Consider the following 20,131-nt stretch of genomic DNA (forward strand, 5'->3'; position numbering starts at 1 on the left):
GAAGTGATTCTCCCGGTCTCTTGGAACCTGCAGATCCGAGATTCGCCCGTATTTCGTATCCAGGTTGCGGTTATAATACCCATTTTTTTGATACGTTTGTTCTGGATGCTCCACCTCAAAATATTGTTCCATTTCCTCTCTCATGATCATTTCCATTTTTTCTTTAACGAAAGGGCGTATCATATCATCCAGTTGATTTTCGATCCAATTCTGTCCTATACTATGACTCATAGGTAGGGTTCCTCCTTTTGATGAATTTTCGTGTTATTTCAAAGGGTACCCTACCTTTTTTTATGCTTTCAAGTCTTACACAAAATATTTTACGTCATCGTCCGTGGCGGTTTTTTTGGACATTTGTGCCGCTATCCGGGCGTAGACCGCTTCTTTGACGTTCAAAAAGGGAAAATAGCGGAACAGATGTCCGAATGCCCCTTCAAAATGGGAAAAATCGAGGAAATAACGGAATAAATGTCCCATACTGAAAATTTCCGGCAGACGTTAGGCCTGCAGCGCCCGTCTCAATAGATTTTTTCTATGCGAACGATGGTGTGAAATTGAAGGCTGGGTCTGAAGGGGGGAACTGCAATATGTTTATTGGCATAAGTCCACCTTAGGGGAGGATTATGCTTTTTACCCTTAAGTAGAATGGGAGATGGATCATGACAATACTATTTCAGATCCTGCTGCAGATCATATTTCCTGTATTCTTTTTACTTGGGCTCGGCGCGCTGCTGCACCGGCTGTTTCAGTTCGACCTGCAGGCATTGTCCCGGCTGTTGACCTATCTTTTTCTTCCGACGATTATCTTCGCCAATATTTATCAAAATGAAATGACACCATCCCTGCTCCTGGACATCGGCGGGTTTCTTCTTATTCAATTCCTGCTGCTTGCCACATTGGCCCATCTGATGACGAAAGTGTTCAAGATGGACAAAAAGCTGGCCTCCACGTTTAAGAACAGCGTCGTACTGAATAACTCCGGCAATTTCGGCCTTCCGGTCAGCCAGCTCGTGTTCCAGGCCAATCCCATAGGGGCGTCGATCCAAATCATGGTGATGATGTTTCAAAATATTATTACCTATACATATGGGTTAATGACGGCAGCTTCCACCGAGGGAAAAGGGGCCATGAACATCAAGGAGATCCTGAAAACGCCTATTCTGTATGCGCTGGTACTGGGTTTGATTTTCTACAGCTTCGATATTTCAATTCCGTCGTATATCTGGACCCCGCTTGAAAATATAGCGGACGCCTTTCTAGCGGTAGCCTTGATCACATTGGGAGCCCAAGTCGCCTACCCAAAATTGGAGAACCTTTCGTTTATATTTTTTCTCGGCATCGCCGGCAGGCTAATCATTGCTCCTCTTACGGCGATTGCTGTCATTGCGCTGCTCGGCATCGAAGGGACGATCGCGCAGGCGTTGTTCATTGCCAGTTCCTTTCCGATGTCGCGCAATAGTGCACTGTTTGCGCTGATGTACCGCAACTACGAAGACTATGCGGCGCAGGCTGTTCTTGTCTCCACCCTGCTCAGCAGTGTGACGGTGACGATCGTTATCTATGCGTCGCGCCTATTATTCTAGTGATTGTAGGGATTTCGCTGATAAAATGAAAATTTCACTGATATCAACGTAAAAGTACACTAAATGGAAAATAGCCACATGCGATATTATTTCCCCGACCTCTTGACAACTGTACCGTGACAGCAGCCCGGCCTCCATACCAAAAGCACTGACAATCAGTGGAAAATGGTTGAACGAAGAGAACCATCTCCTTGCTTCATCCATTTTCCATCCTAAGCTGTTGAAAGATTGTGTCTCGTTTATTTTGATATACTTCCCGTCCAGCAAGCAAGTTAATGATTTGGATGTTCCTTTGAACCGATAAGCCTAAATTGGTAGCAGCTGTTCCGTGGGAATGCTCCAAATTTGTCAGGGTAAAAAAATGATGGTCTCTTTTGTCGTTAAAGATAAGCTGATAATCTCTGGTGATTTTGTAATGTTTATTGTCTTCCCACTCAATTTTGTCCTGGAAACGATCATAAAACCAGTCAGGAATATAGGGTTTATAGCCTGTTGCCAGGATAACCTTATTCGTTTCGTAGTCAAAGGAATTTTCTATTTGCCATTGATGACAGCGCAGGACATACTTATTTTTCTTTTTGCTTAGACTCTTTACTTCTGTATTAGGCTGTATCGTTACCGGCTGCTTTTTTTGTCCAATCGTTTTATGATAAAGCGTGTCGTACAGTTCCCCTAATGTATCTGGATTAATCCCTTTTCTTAATGTTCCTAAGGTTTCCAACGTTTCATTCCGCTGCTTCAAGTTCAGTGAATGGAAATAATCCACAAAATCAGGCGAGAAGTATTCCAGGCCAAATTCTCCCTTTTCCAACTGAAACAATCCGCTGGAACGAGTGAAAAGTGTCAATTGAAATTCTTTATTTTCCTGTTCCTTCAATAGATCAAGGAGCACCTCTATGGCGCTCTGACCGGAGCCCACTACCGTAATATCGGGAGACTGAACCAGATTTTCCTTTTCAAACATATATCGACTCGTATGTAACACATCCGCCTCTGGCTGTCCTGTCATCGTATCTATAACAAAGGGCTCACTGCCAGTTCCCATTGCTACGTGCTTAGTAAAGTAAGCGTTTTGTTTTTTGGTCGAGGTTTCTTCAACTACGACCTCATAGTGCGGCTGTTCAGCCTCTTTATGGTCAATCACATCCACAACTTCATGACCAAAGTGCAGCTGTGTCAACTTCCCTGCAACCCACTGTAAATAATCATTATATTCCTCCCTTGGAGCCTCAAATTTGCTTAAGAAGTAGAACTCATGCAGGCGATTATGTTCGTGTAAATAGTTGACATATGTGAATTTACTTGTTGGATCAGCAAACGTGACGAGATCCGCTAAAAAGGGGATTGTCAAAACCGTCTGCTCAATTAACATGCCGGGATGCCATTCAAATTTTGGCGTTTTGTCGAAAAACACAGCATCAAGTTCCGGAGTATTCTCAAGCAGCGCCGCTAATCCAAGATTGTAAGGGCCTATCCCGATTCCGATAATATCGTATAATTCGCGCGACATTTTCCACTTCTCCTTCAGCGTGAATTTCCTGATAGCTTTCGGTATACTAAATACGAATCCGTAAGACACTCAATTATTTTTGAACTTACTGCGTTCAACATGTAAAGTTCCCTTGTTTCTATTATTTATGTAAGTAAGTTTTATTGGTACATTGCAAAAACGAATACGATAAATTTATTTTCGTACTGTTACTTCTTATACAATTTTATATAATAGAAACAGGAGACTCTTGTATAAAAATAAGGATTAACAAAGGGAGGAATTGGGATGGCAAAGAAAGTGGAGACTAATAACCACAATGAGTTATCGCAGGAAGAATTACTTGAAGTGTTGAAAGATCGTTTTGAGAACAATAGGCACCGCCATGAAGGTTTGAAGTGGGAGGACGTGCAGGCAAAGCTTCATGCGGATACGAAAAAACTGGAATCGCTTCATAACATGGAACAAACGGGCGGAGAACCGGATGTGGTGGGGTATGATAAGGAGAAGGGTGGCTACATTTTTTATGACTGTGCCGCAGAAAGCCCGAAAGGCCGCAGAAGCGTCTGCTACGACCGGGAAGCCCTGGAATCAAGAAAAAAACATAAACCGGAAAATAGCGCGGTTGATATGGCAGCAGAGATAGGTATTGAGCTATTGACGGAAGAAGAGTACCGCGCGCTGCAGCAGCTGGGGGAATTTGATAAGAAGACATCAAGCTGGGTGCAGACTCCCACGGATATCAGGGAACGCGGCGGGGCCCTTTTCTGTGATTATCGCTTCGGCCACGTTTTCCTGTACCACAATGGAGCAGAATCCTATTACGCAGCCAGAGGATTCCGCGGCTCACTGCTCGTCTAAAGGCTGTACCTGGTTTATCATCGATGAAGGGTTTTGTATACTATGAAGTGGGAGGTGGAAACGATGCCTTGTCCATGAGTAGTAAAAAGCGAGGTCGTGTACGATCTAAAAGATAAAAGATGGGTGAAAAATGTCGGCCAGCTCCGAGCAACGGATCACGAAGTGGTGTTGACGTTCGACGATGGACCGGGCCGTCAGCTCGAAGCCATATTAGATGTGCTGCAGGCGAAAAACGTTCCAGCGGCATTTTTCTGGCAGACGAGATTGTTATATAACGAAAGACCCTGGAAACGGGTGATCCAGGAAGGCCACCAACTCGGCTCCCACACCCACTCTCATAAAAAACTAAGCAGATTACCCAAAGCCGGGCAGCGGAAGCAGATAAAAGACAGCGTGGATAAAATGAGAGCGGTAACTAATACAAATGTTTCGTTGTTCAGACCGCCGTTCGGCCAATATGACGAGTCTACGATGGAAATTCTGGAAGAATTGAATATAACGCCTGTCATGTGGGAGATTTCTTCGTACGATTGGATCCACAGAAAGGATCCGGAAACGATTATTTCCAACGTGGCAGCTCATGTCAGAGATGGGTCCATTATTCTGCTTCATGAACTCGAACAAACGCAGGCTGTCCTTCCACGCCTGATTGATGAAATAAGAAACAAAGGATACCAGTTTACGTTATTGTAATACCATTTCAGTCTCCCTTCTTAAGTAAGGAAGGGGACTGTTCTTATTAGCGGAACAGCGGCGCGGGGAAGCCGTTTCACATCGACACCGCCCGGGGCAGAAAAAGCAGACGTTTCCTTTTTTATGACGGGAGTGGCGTATGGTAAGCATTTCTTTCATCGTTACCTCCCTTCCTTCCAAAGCTTCATTGGATTCTCTTGTTGTTCAAGCAAAGGCATTTGAACCATGGCCAGGTGCCGTTTTTCTTTAGGCTTCTGCAAGTCTTTATATATTTCACCAGCTTTCCCTAAACCTGCCTTCGCCGCAGTCTCTCCTGACGTACAGTAATACACCGTTTCGATTCCGGCAAAATAGATAGCGGTGAGGCACATCGGACAGGGCTCCCCGCTGGCATACATCGTATATTCTGATAAATCATTGGTCTGTCCCTTCTTCTGAGCACGTCTGATGGCAAGCAGCTCCGCGTGGCCGCTGACGTCATAGGTTTTGTGCAGTTCATTTACCCCTTCCGCCATAATACTATCATTCTTCACAAGAACTGCGCCAAACGGCTGGCCGCCCTCTTTCACGTTTTCCGCCGCTAGATGCACAGCCCGTTCCATAAACGTATCCATGTAAAACCCTCCATCTGGCAATTTAGTTTGTTTCATTATAAATCATGAAAAATCACTTCTCCACAAAAGCAGAAAAAAACACTTTGGCCGGAAAACTACGTTTCGTGTTTGGTTTAGGTTAAGTATTGAAGGAAAACCAGAATTTTGAAACAATGGAACGTGATAATGGAAAGTGGGGGATGGGGATGGAAGAAAGAGCAGGATTTGGGGATAGGCTGCTGGCAGCTATTCTCGATTTTTTAATCAGAGGGGCTGTGCTCACTCTGATGGCCTGGATCGTCTATGGCGAATTTACCGTGTATGGAACAAACCTTACCGATATTCTTGATCTGGCTTATTTAATTTTTGTTCCGGTGGTCTGGCATGGCTACGTGATCGGTAAACGGCTTGTCGGCATTCGTATTGTAAAAGAATCCGGAGAAAATGTAACAATCGGCACAATGCTGCTTCGGGTGCTCGCGGGCGGGTTGATTTATGCACTCACGCTTGGCATTGCAGCCCTGGTGAGCGCGTTTATGGTCGGGCTCCGGGAAGACCGCAGGGCGATCCATGACTTTATCGCCGGGACGTATGTGAAAAAAGAGGCTGGATAAAGGGGTTACTTTATGTATACCAATTTCCCCCAAGAAAAGTAACCCGATCATTGAAACGATGATTCCGAAGATCCCGTATATGGATTACATTCTAATAAAGCGGGAGTGTTATGTTGGAACCCAAGGTCAAAACGTCCCAATACGTTGATATTGTAACTGAAAAAGAAACAAATACGAGAAAATTATTAAATATAATCGGCCTATTCCTTTTTGGCGGAATGGCATTAATGAATGTAACAAATCCACTCCCGGAGAGGGAATTAACCAAAGAATCTTTGCTGTTTATTGGCGGCAGTGCTATTCTCTATTACGTTTTAGTGAATATCTATTTCATAGGACCGATAGGGAGAAGGATTGTTTTTATATTTCTTACTTTGTTCGTTTGTTTTAGTATGTTTATGGCTTTTTATCTTGCAGTTAATACAACAGCCCATTAATACTTAATGGAAGGTCTTTGAGTAAGGAAATCCTATGAAACCAGTAAACTTTTCCATGTATATTAAGTATAGTTCAAGTTGTAACTGGAGCCCTCCCTTGTTGATTTAGAGTTTGAAAAGAAAAGTCAGCTTCGTTTAAAAGATGAATCTTTCCAACCAATGTTTCCATTCTTCTTTCACTTCTTCCTGTTCTATCAGAGAAATGTCCTCTCCAACATGGACGAAGAAGTGCTCTTCCTTGGTTTTGACAAAATAAATGTTGTCAAACGGGGTATTAATGACTTCCTCCAGCGGGAGGTTCTTTCCTATAAAAAACCTATGAATCATGTTAAAGGTCTTTCTATCAACAGGGTTCTTTTCCGCTTTCTCCGGAGTTTTAAAATCGATATATTCCTGCAGGATTCTATGGGTATGAGAACTGTCCATCCCATTTCTCACTGCGGCTTTGACTACTAAATATAAAACTAGAAAGAAAATGCTCCAGAGAACTATAAACGTAGTGATATTCATTTATCTGCAACTCCTTTGCTCTTTATCATTCAAATATCATCTCGATTGTAACAAGATTATCCATTAGATACAGAAAAAAGAACAGATCACCTGGTATGGCACCGTGTTTGGCTTGGAACGCGCCCGATTTGGCTGGTATTTAACCTAGAGTGGTGGTTGTTATGGGAAATGAGGTCCGGGGATCTTTCACCGTCCACTGGGAGAGCGGCAATAAATAATCATATAAAAAGAATTGCTTTAAACGGGCGGGAGCTTTAATATAAAAGGTACAAGTAAATAAACTATAGGTGGTATGATTTAGAAATAGAGTATCTTGAAGCGGAGGAACGCTGTGGAAGATATATTAAAACAGATTTTAAGCGAAGTGAAAGAAATCAAGACAGATATTGGTGAATTAAAAGCGGGGCAGGCAAGACTTTTAGCAGGACAACAGAAATTGCAGAGAAACGTAATCGAAAGCCTCGGAACGTATACAGAGAAAATAACGGAACATGTTGATAACAAAACGGAGGTATTGATGAATAAAAGAGTGTACAACGTTGAATCTGAGAGAGAGTGAGCAGACAGTAGAGAAGGTGATCTCTATTGTCTTTTTTGGATTAGTCTTACCTGGTCAGTCTATGAGTTTACGTGGACTCTTGGTTTCGCCGATAAAAATAAACATGCCGTCGATAAACGCAGCAAAAGTGCCGATGAATTGCCTCTTACCGCCGATATATACGAAAAAGCGCCGATAACCAGACAGAACCGACTATTTTCTTGCTTAATTCCTGCTTGAAGGCAGGATTACAACCTTGCCTACGTGCTGTTGTTGTTTGAAGAAATACTGCGCTTCATGTATTCTGCTCAATGGAAATGTTTCGGCCACGCGGGGGTTGATACGGCCGGCGTTCGCTTCCTCAACCAGTTCCCGAAAGTGGGCCGGTGTATGCATGGACGATCCGATTAATCTCCGATTGTGCAGGTAAAGGCGGCGCAGGTCGAGGGATACCACGGACCCGCCAACGGCTCCTGCAATCACCCAGCGGCCGCCTTCCTTGAGGAGCGGTGACATGCTGGTTACCATTTCTCCTCCCACCACATCAGCCATAACGTCCAGGCCATCAGGGGCCGCATCCAATATGTTTTCCCCGATACTGTCGGAATCACGGTCGATCACGTAGGTGGCGCCGGCTGCCGTGACTTCCTTCGCTTTGGCCGATTTACTCATAGCTATGACGGAAGCACCCCGCGCGGCTGCGAGCTGCACCAACGCTAAGCCCACGCCGCCCGATGCACCGGTGACGAAGACGGTTTCTCCGTGACCAACGCCGGCACGCTCCAACATGCCGAGAGCCGTTCCGTACGCTGTGGGCAGGCAGGCCAATTGTTCATCCGATAAGGGAGAATCGCTCACGTCATGGGCCCGCGTCGCGTCCACCACCACATATTCGGCAAATCCGCCGTCCTTTTCGCTTCCTAACAGCCCGATCGGGTGGGCATCGTCCTTTGCTGTCTCATAAAAAGCAGGATCGACCAACACACGCTTGCCTATAAGACTGGCATCGACCCCTTCCCCGACATGGCTGATGCGGCCGACCATGTCTGCGCCCTGGATCCGCGGGAACTCCACCGATCCACGCCACCCGGCTTTCGCATCGGGGTTTCCGGGGAGTCCGTAAGCCCCTTCCCGGGTCCAAATATCCGTATTGTTGACGGATGCAGCGGTCATGCGTACCAGCACCTGCCCCGCCGGCACTTTAGGCACGGGAACATCCTCGCGCAAATGTAATACGTCCGGTCCACCAAACGCTGTGAGTACAGCCGCCTCCATAACATCACTCAACACCATCGCTTCCTTTCTCTTTGGAATAGTTTAGTCTTTTGATGTTATTTTTTTAAAAATCACTTGAAAAATGTTAAAGATAACTATTATCAAGGCCCCGGTTAATGCTCCTAATACAGAGTATATACTGCGGGTAACCAAATAACCTCCGATGGAACCTCCGATAAATGTAATGAGTGCATAAAAACTGAGTCTCCATTGGGAAGTTTTCCATTGAGTTTCTATCCTTTTCACATGAAAAATGATCGTTTTCATACGTTTCATCCTTCTTCCAAAATATGAAAAATACCTTCTCTATACAGGATACATGATTCTCCTCTGTTATTTCATTACAATCGCTTCGCGGTGTTTGCGCATGTTAAGATAATTGGTAAATATGTTGCGAAACCTAGTGGTACAACAAGGTGGAAGGAGAAAAAGTAATGGCAGACTTAACAAATCAGGTGATTCTTATAACAGGGGCCAACCGCGGGCAGGGAAAAACGATCGCGGAGCACCTGGCCGCGCTCGGCGCGAGAGTCGTGATCGGCGCCCGAGATTATGACAGCGCACAGGAGGTGGCTTCGGAAATAGGAGAGGATCACGCGTATCCGGTGCAGCTGGATGTCACGCAGGAATCCGAGTGGAAAGCGGCGGTGGACGAGGTCGCAGCCACATTCGGCACCATCGATGTTCTCGTCAATAACGCAGGCGCTCTGACACGAAAACCATTCACGGACCTGACCCCGGAGGATTATCAACACATGATCAATGTAAACCAGCTCGGCGTATTCATGGGAATGCAAGCCGTTACCCCTTATATGGAGAAACAGCAGAAAGGGTCCATCATTAACAATGTATCGGTCTCAGCGTTCGCACCCATCCCTCAATCGTCCGCTTATGCGGCGACAAAAGCATCGGTTGTCGCGATGTCGAAAGCAGCGGCCGTGGAACTGGGGCAGAAAGGCATCCGGGTTAACATGATTCATCCGGGAGGGATTGAGACAGAAATGGCCACCGAAGGCCAGGGGGTTCCGGAGGCATACCAATCAGTTCCGCTCGGACGCATTGGTCAGCCAATAGAAATTGCCCGGACAGCAGCCTTTCTTGCGTCAGATGAAAGTTCCTATTGCACCGGTACAGAAATTGTCGTGGATGGCGGCATGACGCTTGGATCCGAATAAAAAGATACAGATATTACTCTAAAAAAGGCTGGGAATACTGTACGACGCCCTGCACCTCATCCAGCGCGTGCTCGGTTAACTCCAGCGCCATAAAGGCTTCTTCCGGCACATCGAAAGGAGCACGAATATTCCAGTGTTCCGCCTGCCGAAAGCCGAACTTGGCATAATACCCCGGATGCCCCAGTACAATAACGGAGGAATGTCCAACCTCGGCCGCCCGATGTAACGCGGCATGCATCAACTGCGTGCCGATTCCTTGATTCTGGCGTTCCGGCGCTACCGACACAGGTGCAATCGCAAGAGACTCCACAGCCGCTCTGCCATCCTCAATGCTGACCCGGGATAACAGAATATGGCCGATGATATGCTCCCCGCTGTCCAACGCCACCAGCGACAGTTCCGGAATGAAGGCATCTGATTCCCGCAGGTTGTGAACCAGTGTGTCTTCCGTTGGATCGCTGTAGGATTCTTCCCCAAATGTTCGTTTTACTAGAGCTTCCGTGGTGCGGTAGTCTGCAGGGAACTCCTGCCTGATCGTAATATCCATGACCGTTTCCCCTCTGTTTCATTATTTTAAAAATCTACACATCTATCAGCCAGGGCGGGTAGATGGGAAGAATACCATAAAGGCTGTACACTGCTTCAACTGGTACCGGCTTTCTGTACATCAGCCAGCCGAACACGGAAGACCGGAATACGACACGAAAATCTGCTCCCAGCTCCTGCTGCACGCGTTCCGTTAATCGTTTCCCTTCTTTATTATGGGCCGTCTCCAGCACTAATCCTCCCGGAACCAACCGGTCGTCATGGTCCCAATCGATCCATTCCCCGTACCGAAGCACCCAATTCATCAATTCCGTTTTCAATGCTTCGGAGAGAGGCAAGTCCTCCAATTCCAGATTATACGAACAACGGTTGCACCATACAGGATCTACGGCAACATCCGCTTCCACCCGTAATTCCGATCTATCATTTTTTTCGCAAAAACAAAGCATGAAGAACTCTCCCCATAAAAATAAAGCCAGTTAATAGAAAGACAATCAATACACTTTCAAAAATAAGGAGTATTAATTATTTTTAACCTTTTTCGTTATATAATCAATAAACTGAATCAATGCACCTGCAATAGCAATCCCTGCTATAATCCATAGAAAGTGCGCAGGAAAATCATCAGGCGTACCTTGAGCCAAGTAAATTATTTGATAAATAATTAACAAAACTAAGCCTATTATCTGAATGACAGTGCCCAGCAATCTCATATCTAACCATCCATTCCATTTAGTAAGCTGATTACATTTCTAAACACATTGAAACACATGAAAGAAAAGCCAGCCATATTTAAGCGGTGATTCGACGTAACAACAATCATTACGACAAAAATCGCAATGATGATGTGTATGTAACGGAAGGTTCCAGCATTAGTAGAATTCCTCTCACGGAGTCATTATAAATTGTAAATGAAGAAGATACCATCCATGTTCTAATGTTCACCGAGCTGCCGGCAGCCCGGGCTTCATATACAGAGTTATGAATACTTTGTGTCTATTATTGTTAAAGTATTCACAAACATACAAAATGCGATATAATAAAAGTAGATCAAATGTGAAAGATTTCACAAAAGGAGGAATAAAAATGTTCATTCGTTTTTTGAAGGAGTCGATGATTGCAGCGGTATTGTTTCTCGCGGCGCGCTTGTATTTAGGCTGGACGTGGCTCACGTAGGGACTTGGAAAAATCACAGACGGCTTCAACCCCGGCGGATTTCTGCAGGGAGCTGTCGCCGAACCCGTCATGCAGGGGGGAGGAGCGGCTCCGGCTTATCCCTGGTACACAGCCTTTCTGGAACATATAGCTGTTCCGAACGCCGACGTTTTTGGTTTCCTCGTGATGTGGGGGGAAGTCCTGGTAGGTGTCGGTTTGATTGTCGGCTTGTTCACAACCACTGCCGCTTTCTTCGGCGGTACGATGAATATGGCGTTTCTGCTGGCAGGTACCGTGTCGACCAACCCGGTGATGTTGATTCTCGCCATCCTCATCCTTGTTGGAAAAGGCAATGCCGGCAGCATTGGACTCGACCGTTTCGTTCCCACTTTGAAAGAAAAAATCGGCCGCAAGCCGAAAGAGGAGCACACATCAAAAGTAGCGTAACGTTGAAAAAAGCCCTTGAATGTGGGCTTTTTTTAATGGATTACCCGGCATGAGTTATAGCTGGGGGATGAACATTCACTGCGGACTTGATTGGAGGTGGAACGGTATAGAAAGCTGTCTCAGAACTGGGAATACTGAATCTTACTGATTAAATATCCTTTTTTAGAAACAAATGAAATCTTCTTGTTTTTATAAGTCAATTGTATTATACTTATTTTAAGTCAAATGTATTACAAAAATTTTTGGCTGGAAATATTCGAATATTTCTATCTATCAACAAACATTTAAATGTATGGAGAGAGAAACATGGCAGCCATGAAGAAGACAAAGGACGGTTGAAAAATGAATAAAGCAGAATTTTGCGCACATGTTGATTACTCGATTCTTTGGCAGAACAGAACCAAGGACTCGATAGAAAAAAGAAGTCAAGAAGTGCTTGATTACGGGCTTGCCTGCTTATGTTGTTATCCGACAGATGTGGCAGCGGCAAAAAAAGTGATAGGGGACAAAGCAAGTATCAGCGGTGTGGTTGGGTTTCCATTTGGATTTGAAACGATCAAAACCAAGGTCCATGAAGCTTTAGCCGCCATCGATGAGGGGGCAGATGAAATCGATATGGTCATGAACATAGCCCGCTTTAAAGATGGTGATTATGATTATGTGTTAGATGAATTAAAGCAGGTTATTCAGGCAGCAAAGAATAGAAAAAGAGACTGTAAGGTTAAAGTCATCATTGAGACCCCGCATCTAAAAAGTCGGGAAGAATTGGCAAAAGCTTGTGAGTTAGTGATTGACTCCGGTGCAGATTACGTAAAGAACGCTACGGGATTTGCCGCAGGATATGACGGTTCTGGACAAGCTGATTATCAGGACAGCCTGGCCGAAACGTATGAAAATACAGGTATTGATAATGTGAGAGCCATGAGTGAGATTGTAAACGGCAGAATCAAGATCAAAGCTTCTGGTGCGCCGGAAAACTTAGAAGAATGCCTCTATTATATTGAAGAATTGGGTGTATCCCGGATTGGTAATGATAATATTATTGATTGGCTTTTCGATGCCGGGGACAATTTTTGGAAGAATAAATAGACGAAGCAGCATATAAAAGGAGTCGTTTTGTAATGAAGAAAATCGTTTTGATGATTATGTTTTTATTAATATCCGTTGCTTTATTTGCATGTTCACAAGGGGGCAGTGTAGGAGAAACAGAAGAAGAAACGGAAGAGGGAACAGAAGAAGAAACAGAAGAAACCACAGAAGCGGAAACAGAAGAGAAGCCGGAATTAGTACTAGGTTTAACAAACTGGACAAGTACGGTTCCGCCGACGGAGATTGTGAAGGCAATTCTGGAAGAAATGGGATATCCTATTGAAGTGGAAGAAGCGAATATTGGTGCCATTTATGCGGCCCAGGCCGAAGGTGATATCGATATCTATATGGACTCCTGGTATCCGCAGCAGACCCAATATTTAGAAGAATATTCCGATTCCATTGAGCAATTAGAACCGATCTATGAAGATGCGAATGCCGGCATGGTTGTTCCGGAATATATGGAAGATATCAATGATGTGGAAGACCTGGTTGGTAACGAAAGTATGGTAAACAATGAAGTAATTGCTATTGAAGACGGGGATCCTGCGATGGACGAGCTGCAGGAATTAATAGATGCCTATGATCTTGATCTGGAGCTCGTAAACTCTTCAGAGGGAGCTATGATCTCGGCAGCGAAAGCAAGTACCGATCAAGAGGAACCTATATTATTATATGGATGGAGACCTCATTCCATGTTTAATGAGTTAGGATTGAAAATCCTGACGAATGAAGAACACCCGGAGTATTTTTCAGGAAGTTCGGTTCACCCTCTCGTTTATAAAGATGTCGAGGAAAGAGTACCGGAAGTTTATGAATTTTTAGAAGAGCTGACAATATCCATTCCTGACATGGAAGAGATGATTATTAAAATTGATGGCGGCGAAGATCCGGAAGAAGTAGCGCAGGAATGGATTGATGATAATCGTGACAGACTTGATGAAATGATAAACAATAATCAATAGTCTGTCGTATACCGCAGGCGAATGGCAAGACTCTTCGGGCATAAGCCTTTGGGGTCTTGCCTTTCCCTTTTGTTTCCTGGGTGTTAATGACAAATACTTTTTAAATACTCTCTTACTTTATTGTCCACGACTTCTTCGTCATACAAATAGTCGTAAATCACCGATTCAAATACCAGGCCGGTGATAAATATAATGAAGGCATGCGCCTCCTCTTTGATCTTGTCCGCATTCTCAATATATCCATGCTGATGCAGAATGCGTAAAATCCTTTCTGCAAAATTAAGGTTAATCTTGCGGTATTCTTCTCGCAGGTCCTGATATTCGGGGTTCATACTAGCCATCAAGGTGAATTTCACCCAGATATCATTCTCGATCCGTCCTTCTTCTGTATGAATCTGAACAATTTGTTTTCCCATCCGCACAGCGGCTTCAAAGATATCCTGATCTTCTTCCACATCGACCACCTGCTGCATTCGTACTTCAAATCGGTGAAAAATAACCTCCATGGCGAAGGAATAGATGTCCTGTTGTTTAGGGAAAAAATATTGAACCGATCCTAAAGACAAGCCGGCGTGTTTTGCAATTTCACGTAAGGTTGTTTTTTCGAACCCATATTGATAAATAACATCAAACGTTGCTTTCACAATCTGCTCTTTTCTCTCAGCAAGATCTATTTTTTTAGGCATGGGATTACTCCTTTACTAGTACATCTTCCTGTATTATAACATTTCTTAAGTCAAATGACTTACAGGAGTATCACGATACGCTGGAAAATTTACAAATAAATGTGAGAGAAGTGATCTGGGAAATGTTTCGTTGGGGGTGAACCATTGGAAGATGGAAGGGAGATATGTAGGCAATCACGTTCCAGGCAATTACGCTGCGGTGGAACGTGATTTTTTTGTTTGTCTGCGTCGTTGAAATGGAAGAGGACTCTGTTCTTTATTCCGACCACGGGGAGTGGATAATGCATTCGCAGAAATTCTTGTGCCTGTAGTCAGGCTGATAGTGGGAGATGACATCTGCTTTAATATTGCCGAAGGTCGTTTCCGGCTTGTGCTTGAACCCTTCATAAAACGCAGGGATGATCTCCTCTTTAAAATTATTACGAGGGAATGCCTCGACAATTTCCTTCCGCTGCTTCGCCGGGAACTGATCAAAGTTGTCACCCATGACATCCAGGCCGACCGCGGAATAAAGCAGGGATACCTGCGGCGTCTTATGTTCTGTAATCCCGATCGTCGTATGCAGAGCAATCGCATCCCACACCAGATTCAACGACTCCTCCGGAATCTGATACTGCTGCAGAAAACTTCTCGCTGCATTGGCACCATCGACTTCAAAACGCAAATCCGGGCTGCTGTATTCTTTGGTCAGCCCCAGATCATGGAACAACGCACTCACATACAGCAGTTCCAGATCATAAGGCTGCGCCGCCTGCTGCCCCTGAACGGCACCGAACAAAAACACACGATTGGAATGATTCCACAGCAGATCATTCTCCTGCTCCCGCAGAATATCCGCCGCATCCTTCGCCAACTGGGAATCCGGAATCTTAATACCCGCTATTTCCTGCCGCATACCTAACATCCTCCTACTTTATTGGTAGAAACTTCGGTTACTCCACCCCTTTACCACACCCAACGCCAATCCAAACAAGAGCAGTTCTTCTCTACAGGGATTTCATCATAATAGAGAACCATGTACGAATGTAGATGTTCCAATTTTCGATAAATTTCTTCGTTATTTCTCTTCCATACTTGGAAGGATGTGTTAGAATGGAGGCATAAATCCATACATGTTACTACGAAATTAGACTTATTCGTACGGTATTGGAGAGGAAAGTATGATCGTCTACGAAGCCAGCAAGAAAGATATTCTGCATCATGTGGACCAGGACGTGCTGGTGCCGAAAATCTTGGACACCTTCACGGAGAAAATGGGGAGAACGAATGATAGGGAAACTCGGTCCTGGGACAACTCGATGCTGCATATGTACCGGGTGCTGAATGACACGGCCATACCGGATAACGCCGGGGTGGTGGCAATTGAATATAACATCCCGAACACCTCCAAGCGGGTGGAATTTCTCCTGTCCGGACAAGACGGAAGCAGTGATTCTGTTGTGATCGTGGAACAGAAGCAATGGGAGAAGGTTGAGAAAGAGACTTAAATCACGATGCTCGTCCATTCTATCAAACTCTGCGTATATTTATGGCATTAAGTATTGAATTACTGCCATCTTTAATAACATAGCTTAATTTTTTATTTAAACTATAATTGTAATTTTTTTCTGAGGTGCAAAAGACGATGTAACTAATATTTGTGTAACTTCACTACACAAGAATAGAAAATATTATGGAGTAATAAACGCCATTCTCATAGATAATTAATAAAAAGATAATCTTATAGGGCATGATAAAGATCAAAATAATTTCTTTAATGCTGTGTCGTCCGTTTAATTCATTAATAAGTAAAGATGAATAAATTGAAAGTGTCCTTTATAAATATATTGCAATTAAGGTGGGAAGGTAAACTTTTATGAAACTAATTGATAATGGTGGAGCATTTGCAATTAAGGGTTTTAACTTTCAAAAAGCTTCAATTGCTCTAATTGCTATTAAGAATTTTGATAAAAGTAATTTTCAAGTGTATGTGGAGGCAAAAGAGGATTTTCAAGTTGAATTTGATCAATTTCAAGCATTTATTCAAGTGAAAAGTAAAAAACTTACCTTAAACAAAATTTTAAATAATAAAGAACTAATACTTTATAAAAACATCATAAGTTCAAAAGTAGTAAATTCTAATACTAAATATAAAATAATAACTAAAGATTTTTCAGAGAACGATTTAAGAAATATGGTAGTTGATAATGATGGTGAAATCTGCGCACCATTATATACTTATAATGAAAAACAGTTCAAAGAAATCATAAACAAATTAAATAGTCAAGGAAAAGTTAAAAATCTAAAAGACAGATTGAGAAACAGCTACATATATGTCACTCCGTTTAAAGATAATATGGAAGATGCGGTTTTATTTTTGATAGGAGCCATGGATCAAAAGAAAATCGAGGTCAGTAAAGATAGAGGAAAGATGGCTATTAATGAACTTTTTACCTTAATTGATCAAAAAAGTGAACTCATTATTGAGGATCACGAAGATATGGAAATGAAGAAAATAGTACAAGAAGATTTAAAAGAAATTTTTAAAACAACTTCTCAATTCGATGCTTTATATGAAGTTCTTAGAGAAACTTCTTATAATTATTTTAATAAAGAAAGAATAAAAAAAGAACAATTAAAAATATTGTCAATGTATAAATCAGAAAAGGCCGCTGCTAAAAATGAACTTAAAGATTTTGATTTAGACAAAGATGTTTCAATAGATTCACTAATCAAAGATGCAATTCAAATAGCTGATTCAAAAATTAGCTTCAATAATTTGGAATATTTCACAAAAGTGGCAATTGTCATAGAATTACTGATAGAGAAGAGTGAAACAAATTGATTATTAATAGTTTATTGATTGTAGATTATAAAAATGAACAAGCAAATGAATTTAATTTCTCTGAAAAAACAAATATTATCACGAGTGATGAAACTACTATTGGAAAATCAAGCTTATTAAAATCAATTTTTTATGCTTTAGGCTTTTCCATTAAGCAAATTCCTAACGGTTGGAATATTGGAACAATGAGATTTCGGTTAGATGTGACAATTGAACGGGCTAATTATTATATTATTAGAGATAACTCGTTGTTTTATGTTTCTGATTCTAATGAATCATTAAGTCTAAAAGAGTTTGCAAAATGGTTGGAAAATAAGCTTTCAATAAAGATGCAGTTAAAATTAAAAAAATCTCCTGATGATAGTTTATCATCTGTTTATGCATCTGAAATTATAACGCCATTCTATTTAGACCAAGATAAGTCTTGGGATGGTTATTTATTTAAGAATTCTTCAGACTCTCTTAATAGATATTCGAGCATACCCCAGGATTTGATGGAATATGTTTTAGGAATTTCAAATCATGAAATTTTAGATAAAGAAAATCAAAAAAGAGGGATTGACAAAGAAATTAAAGCTAAAACAAGTGAACTTGAAGTATTAAAAAAGCTGCAAAATGAGTATTCCAATAAAGTAAAAATGATGGACACCTCTCTGTATGATTTAGATGAGTTGAAAAAAACATTCGAAAATAGTATTAAATATTTAAGCGAAGTATCAAATAAAACATCTTTAATAAAGAAAGAAATTGTATCAAAGAAGCAAAAACAAGATATGCTATTACAAGACAATATAGAACTGAGTAAAATCTTAGAGGCAAACAAAAAATCATATAAAGGTATAGAAACTGAGTGTATACACTGTCACTCTAAATTAACCACTGAACAATCACTTACAAGGTTGAAGATCAGTAATAACATTTTTGAAATTCAAAATCTGATCGAAATGAATAAAAAGGAAATAAATAAACTGAAAGATAGTATTGACAGCTTAATATATGATATTTCGAATTTAAATGAAACGTATAATAATGTCGAAAAGCAAAAAGAGCAATTGCAAAATGAATTACAATTGCAGGAATATATTCAATTGGAATCTAAAAGAATGGCTAATGAGGAATTTATATCTAAGATAAATTCAGTAGTTATTAATAAAGATAAACTTAGCGAAGACAAAAAGAGCTTAGAAAAAGAAATAAGGGAGCTGAAAAAAAATCAAAAAGAAAAAAAGAAAAAAATAAATAATAGATTTTTAGAGGTTTTGAAGGATATTAATCTAAAGTTTGGTAGTGATCTAATAAAAAATAAAAACTTATTTGACTTCCAGGAGGTGAAGGGAAGTGGAATGGATAAAAATAAGGCAATTTTAGCCCTATATCTTACATATATAAGATTATTAATAGAGTTTGGTGTCTATTCAATTCCGATTGGTATAGATTCATTTGTTAAAAATGAAGTTGAGAGTAAAACCATTGAAATAACCTTTAAAGAATTAGAGAATCATATATTATCTTCAGATCACCAATCTTTCTTTGTAGCGATTAAAGATAATTTAGAGTACTTATCATATTTAGAAAGTTATAATGTAATACATTTAAAAAGTCCAATACTTGATAAAAATAAATACAATAATTTAATACAATTCGTAGAAGTTGATAATTTATGATTCAAATTTTGCAGAACACTTTGAAGATATACAATTAGCAACAAAAATATTCAATATAATGAATATTTCACTTTGGAGCTTCTATATCTTCTTAGGCAATCATCAACTCTTTCTCAAGAGTCTGCAGGGATACGCCGTTTTGGGCTTTCTGATAGGCATAGAACAGGAGAGAATGGCGCCTTTCCTTATTATACCGCCAATATAATATCCGGTAGAGAATCCTTGCTGGTAATGCTACACGATAAATGTATATGCAAGTTGAAGCACCAGCATATACCGCTGTATGGCGAAAAGAGATCGCTACCTGTAATCCCCCATATGATGTTCCAGCGTTCAACGTAGAAATGTATGATATGTTGGATAGTTAAGCTCGTGTCGGAGCAAAAGAAAAAACGAACCGATGATCCGCTGGCTGCTGTATTAGTAGGCCGGCAGGCAAGCACGATTCCCTGGAGTCCACCTTTCAAAGCTTCGTCATAGCGATGAATGCGGTAGAAAGCGTCTCCCACGGTGACGATGCAAGATGTTTGGTCTTCATTTTGATGCTCCCGTTCTCTTACAGGTTGAGGAACACAGCTATTACCACTTTATAATCGCTTCTTTTTAACAGAACTATACCCATATATTATTAATAAATAACATCACCAAAAGCTCGTAAGAACCACTCTAATCTAGCAGTTACAGTTGTTCTGAAAAGTTTATTCGAGAGAATAAGCAAGTGTACATTCTTTCCTTTCATAGGCAGATCTGCCACTCGACGTGTATATCGACTATGTTTTCGATGGAATCGATTTTGGCAAGAAGGGCAGCTCGCAGATGTCGATAAAACTTCCTTAACAACTTCGATCTCCTGTGAGTCCTCTGTCCACGATAACACTTGCAGTCTATCATCAAGATCATCGCATGAAAAAAGTGGTTTTGTGATCACCTTTCTTGTGAAACAAAGGTATTTACAGAGCGTTACGACTGGCTACCATCCTACAACAG

25 protein-coding genes and 1 pseudogene are annotated in these 20,131 nt (G+C 41.8%); 13 read left to right on the plus strand and 13 right to left on the minus strand.

The window, feature by feature from the left end:
* A partial coding sequence (locus tag G475_RS25895) for a transposase (protein WP_035712269.1) occupies positions 1-231 on the minus strand: 231 nt, incomplete at its 3' end.
* A gap of 75 nt (positions 232-306) precedes the next feature.
* A complete protein-coding gene (locus tag G475_RS27420; RefSeq protein ID WP_156911830.1) occupies positions 307-477 on the minus strand; it encodes a hypothetical protein in 171 nt (56 codons plus the stop codon).
* 182 nt (positions 478-659) lie between these two features.
* On the opposite strand from G475_RS27420, the gene G475_RS0120815 reads away from it, so the two are divergent.
* Positions 660-1,583, plus strand: coding sequence for an AEC family transporter (locus tag G475_RS0120815; protein ID WP_026702909.1), 924 nt, complete (start codon positions 660-662; stop codon positions 1,581-1,583).
* Positions 1,584-1,779: 196 nt separating this feature from the next.
* On the opposite strand, the gene G475_RS0120825 is transcribed toward G475_RS0120815, so the two are convergent.
* Positions 1,780-3,093, minus strand: coding sequence for a lysine N(6)-hydroxylase/L-ornithine N(5)-oxygenase family protein (locus G475_RS0120825; RefSeq protein ID WP_026702911.1), 1,314 nt, complete (start codon positions 3,091-3,093; stop codon positions 1,780-1,782).
* A gap of 267 nt (positions 3,094-3,360) precedes the next feature.
* Between G475_RS0120825 and G475_RS0120830 the strand changes: the two genes are divergently transcribed.
* Complete coding sequence (locus G475_RS0120830; protein ID WP_035712271.1) at positions 3,361-3,933, plus strand: DUF4256 domain-containing protein; 573 nt, start codon at positions 3,361-3,363, stop codon at positions 3,931-3,933.
* A 96-nt stretch (positions 3,934-4,029) separates the two neighbouring features.
* On the plus strand, positions 4,030-4,626 hold the full coding sequence (locus tag G475_RS0120835) for a polysaccharide deacetylase family protein (protein WP_026702913.1): 597 nt from the start codon (positions 4,030-4,032) through the stop codon (positions 4,624-4,626).
* A gap of 161 nt (positions 4,627-4,787) precedes the next feature.
* On the opposite strand, the gene G475_RS0120840 is transcribed toward G475_RS0120835, so the two are convergent.
* Positions 4,788-5,240: a nucleoside deaminase gene (locus tag G475_RS0120840; protein WP_026702914.1), complete on the minus strand. Its 453-nt coding sequence runs from the start codon at positions 5,238-5,240 to the stop codon at positions 4,788-4,790.
* A gap of 152 nt (positions 5,241-5,392) precedes the next feature.
* Here G475_RS0120840 and G475_RS0120845 point away from each other — a divergent pair, with 152 nt between their 5' ends.
* Complete coding sequence (locus G475_RS0120845; protein ID WP_407636219.1) at positions 5,393-5,833, plus strand: RDD family protein; 441 nt, start codon at positions 5,393-5,395, stop codon at positions 5,831-5,833.
* Positions 5,834-5,943: 110 nt separating this feature from the next.
* Positions 5,944-6,270, plus strand: a complete 327-nt coding sequence (locus G475_RS0120850; protein WP_051302806.1) for a hypothetical protein — start codon at positions 5,944-5,946, stop codon at positions 6,268-6,270.
* Positions 6,271-6,405: 135 nt separating this feature from the next.
* On the opposite strand, the gene G475_RS0120855 is transcribed toward G475_RS0120850, so the two are convergent.
* Positions 6,406-6,780, minus strand: a complete 375-nt coding sequence (locus G475_RS0120855) for a hypothetical protein (RefSeq protein WP_026702917.1) — start codon at positions 6,778-6,780, stop codon at positions 6,406-6,408.
* A gap of 331 nt (positions 6,781-7,111) precedes the next feature.
* On the opposite strand from G475_RS0120855, the gene G475_RS25900 reads away from it, so the two are divergent.
* Complete coding sequence (locus G475_RS25900) at positions 7,112-7,339, plus strand: hypothetical protein (protein WP_035712273.1); 228 nt, start codon at positions 7,112-7,114, stop codon at positions 7,337-7,339.
* A gap of 204 nt (positions 7,340-7,543) precedes the next feature.
* Here G475_RS25900 and G475_RS0120865 read toward each other — a convergent pair whose 3' ends face one another.
* Together G475_RS0120865 and G475_RS0120870 are read right to left on the minus strand one after the other, a co-directional pair.
* Positions 7,544-8,605: a zinc-binding dehydrogenase gene (locus tag G475_RS0120865; protein ID WP_211233940.1), complete on the minus strand. Its 1,062-nt coding sequence runs from the start codon at positions 8,603-8,605 to the stop codon at positions 7,544-7,546.
* Between the two features lie 30 nt (positions 8,606-8,635).
* Complete coding sequence (locus G475_RS0120870; RefSeq protein ID WP_026702919.1) at positions 8,636-8,860, minus strand: hypothetical protein; 225 nt, start codon at positions 8,858-8,860, stop codon at positions 8,636-8,638.
* Between the two features lie 167 nt (positions 8,861-9,027).
* Here G475_RS0120870 and G475_RS0120875 point away from each other — a divergent pair, with 167 nt between their 5' ends.
* Positions 9,028-9,768 carry an SDR family NAD(P)-dependent oxidoreductase gene (locus G475_RS0120875; RefSeq protein WP_026702920.1) on the plus strand — a complete coding sequence of 247 codons (741 nt, stop codon included), beginning with the start codon at positions 9,028-9,030 and terminating at the stop codon, positions 9,766-9,768.
* Positions 9,769-9,781: 13 nt separating this feature from the next.
* On the opposite strand, the gene G475_RS0120880 is transcribed toward G475_RS0120875, so the two are convergent.
* The 3 genes from G475_RS0120880 to G475_RS0120890 form a co-directional block, all read right to left on the minus strand.
* A complete protein-coding gene (locus G475_RS0120880; RefSeq protein ID WP_026702921.1) occupies positions 9,782-10,315 on the minus strand; it encodes a GNAT family N-acetyltransferase in 534 nt (177 codons plus the stop codon).
* Between the two features lie 34 nt (positions 10,316-10,349).
* Entirely contained in the window at positions 10,350-10,763 is a 414-nt protein-coding gene (locus tag G475_RS25905) for a hypothetical protein (protein WP_211233941.1), read from the minus strand.
* Between the two features lie 72 nt (positions 10,764-10,835).
* On the minus strand, positions 10,836-11,027 hold the full coding sequence (locus G475_RS0120890; protein ID WP_026702922.1) for a hypothetical protein: 192 nt from the start codon (positions 11,025-11,027) through the stop codon (positions 10,836-10,838).
* Positions 11,028-11,400: 373 nt separating this feature from the next.
* Here G475_RS0120890 and G475_RS25910 point away from each other — a divergent pair.
* From G475_RS25910 to G475_RS0120905, 3 genes and pseudogenes are all read left to right on the plus strand, one after another.
* Positions 11,401-11,916: pseudogene (locus G475_RS25910) on the plus strand (DoxX family protein).
* A gap of 342 nt (positions 11,917-12,258) precedes the next feature.
* Complete coding sequence (deoC, locus tag G475_RS0120900) at positions 12,259-13,005, plus strand: deoxyribose-phosphate aldolase (protein WP_026702923.1); 747 nt, start codon at positions 12,259-12,261, stop codon at positions 13,003-13,005.
* Between the two features lie 32 nt (positions 13,006-13,037).
* Positions 13,038-13,970: a glycine betaine ABC transporter substrate-binding protein gene (locus G475_RS0120905; RefSeq protein WP_026702924.1), complete on the plus strand. Its 933-nt coding sequence runs from the start codon at positions 13,038-13,040 to the stop codon at positions 13,968-13,970.
* Between the two features lie 83 nt (positions 13,971-14,053).
* Here G475_RS0120905 and G475_RS0120910 read toward each other — a convergent pair whose 3' ends face one another.
* Both G475_RS0120910 and G475_RS0120915 read right to left on the minus strand, forming a co-directional pair.
* Positions 14,054-14,656: a TetR/AcrR family transcriptional regulator gene (locus G475_RS0120910; protein WP_026702925.1), complete on the minus strand. Its 603-nt coding sequence runs from the start codon at positions 14,654-14,656 to the stop codon at positions 14,054-14,056.
* A gap of 256 nt (positions 14,657-14,912) precedes the next feature.
* Positions 14,913-15,551, minus strand: coding sequence for an HD domain-containing protein (locus G475_RS0120915; RefSeq protein WP_026702926.1), 639 nt, complete (start codon positions 15,549-15,551; stop codon positions 14,913-14,915).
* Positions 15,552-15,816: 265 nt separating this feature from the next.
* Between G475_RS0120915 and G475_RS0120920 the strand changes: the two genes are divergently transcribed.
* The 3 genes from G475_RS0120920 to G475_RS26575 all read left to right on the plus strand — a co-directional run bounded on the left by G475_RS0120920 (position 15,817) and on the right by G475_RS26575 (position 19,144).
* Positions 15,817-16,143, plus strand: a complete 327-nt coding sequence (locus G475_RS0120920) for a hypothetical protein (RefSeq protein WP_026702927.1) — start codon at positions 15,817-15,819, stop codon at positions 16,141-16,143.
* A 368-nt stretch (positions 16,144-16,511) separates the two neighbouring features.
* The gene (locus tag G475_RS0120925) at positions 16,512-17,480 is read left to right on the plus strand and encodes a hypothetical protein (RefSeq protein WP_026702928.1); all 969 of its coding nucleotides are present in this window, start codon (positions 16,512-16,514) and stop codon (positions 17,478-17,480) included.
* Entirely contained in the window at positions 17,477-19,144 is a 1,668-nt protein-coding gene (locus tag G475_RS26575; protein ID WP_051302808.1) for a hypothetical protein, read from the plus strand. Before G475_RS0120925 ends, G475_RS26575 begins: the two co-directional genes overlap by 4 nt.
* A 628-nt stretch (positions 19,145-19,772) precedes the next feature.
* On the opposite strand, the gene G475_RS28125 is transcribed toward G475_RS26575, so the two are convergent.
* On the minus strand, positions 19,773-20,072 hold the full coding sequence (locus G475_RS28125; RefSeq protein ID WP_084414225.1) for a transposase family protein: 300 nt from the start codon (positions 20,070-20,072) through the stop codon (positions 19,773-19,775).
* Positions 20,073-20,131 lie beyond the last annotated feature (59 nt).

The organism is Salibacterium aidingense DSM 18341, from assembly GCF_000429685.1.
Classification (GTDB): Bacteria; Bacillota; Bacilli; order Bacillales; family Marinococcaceae; genus Salibacterium; species Salibacterium aidingense.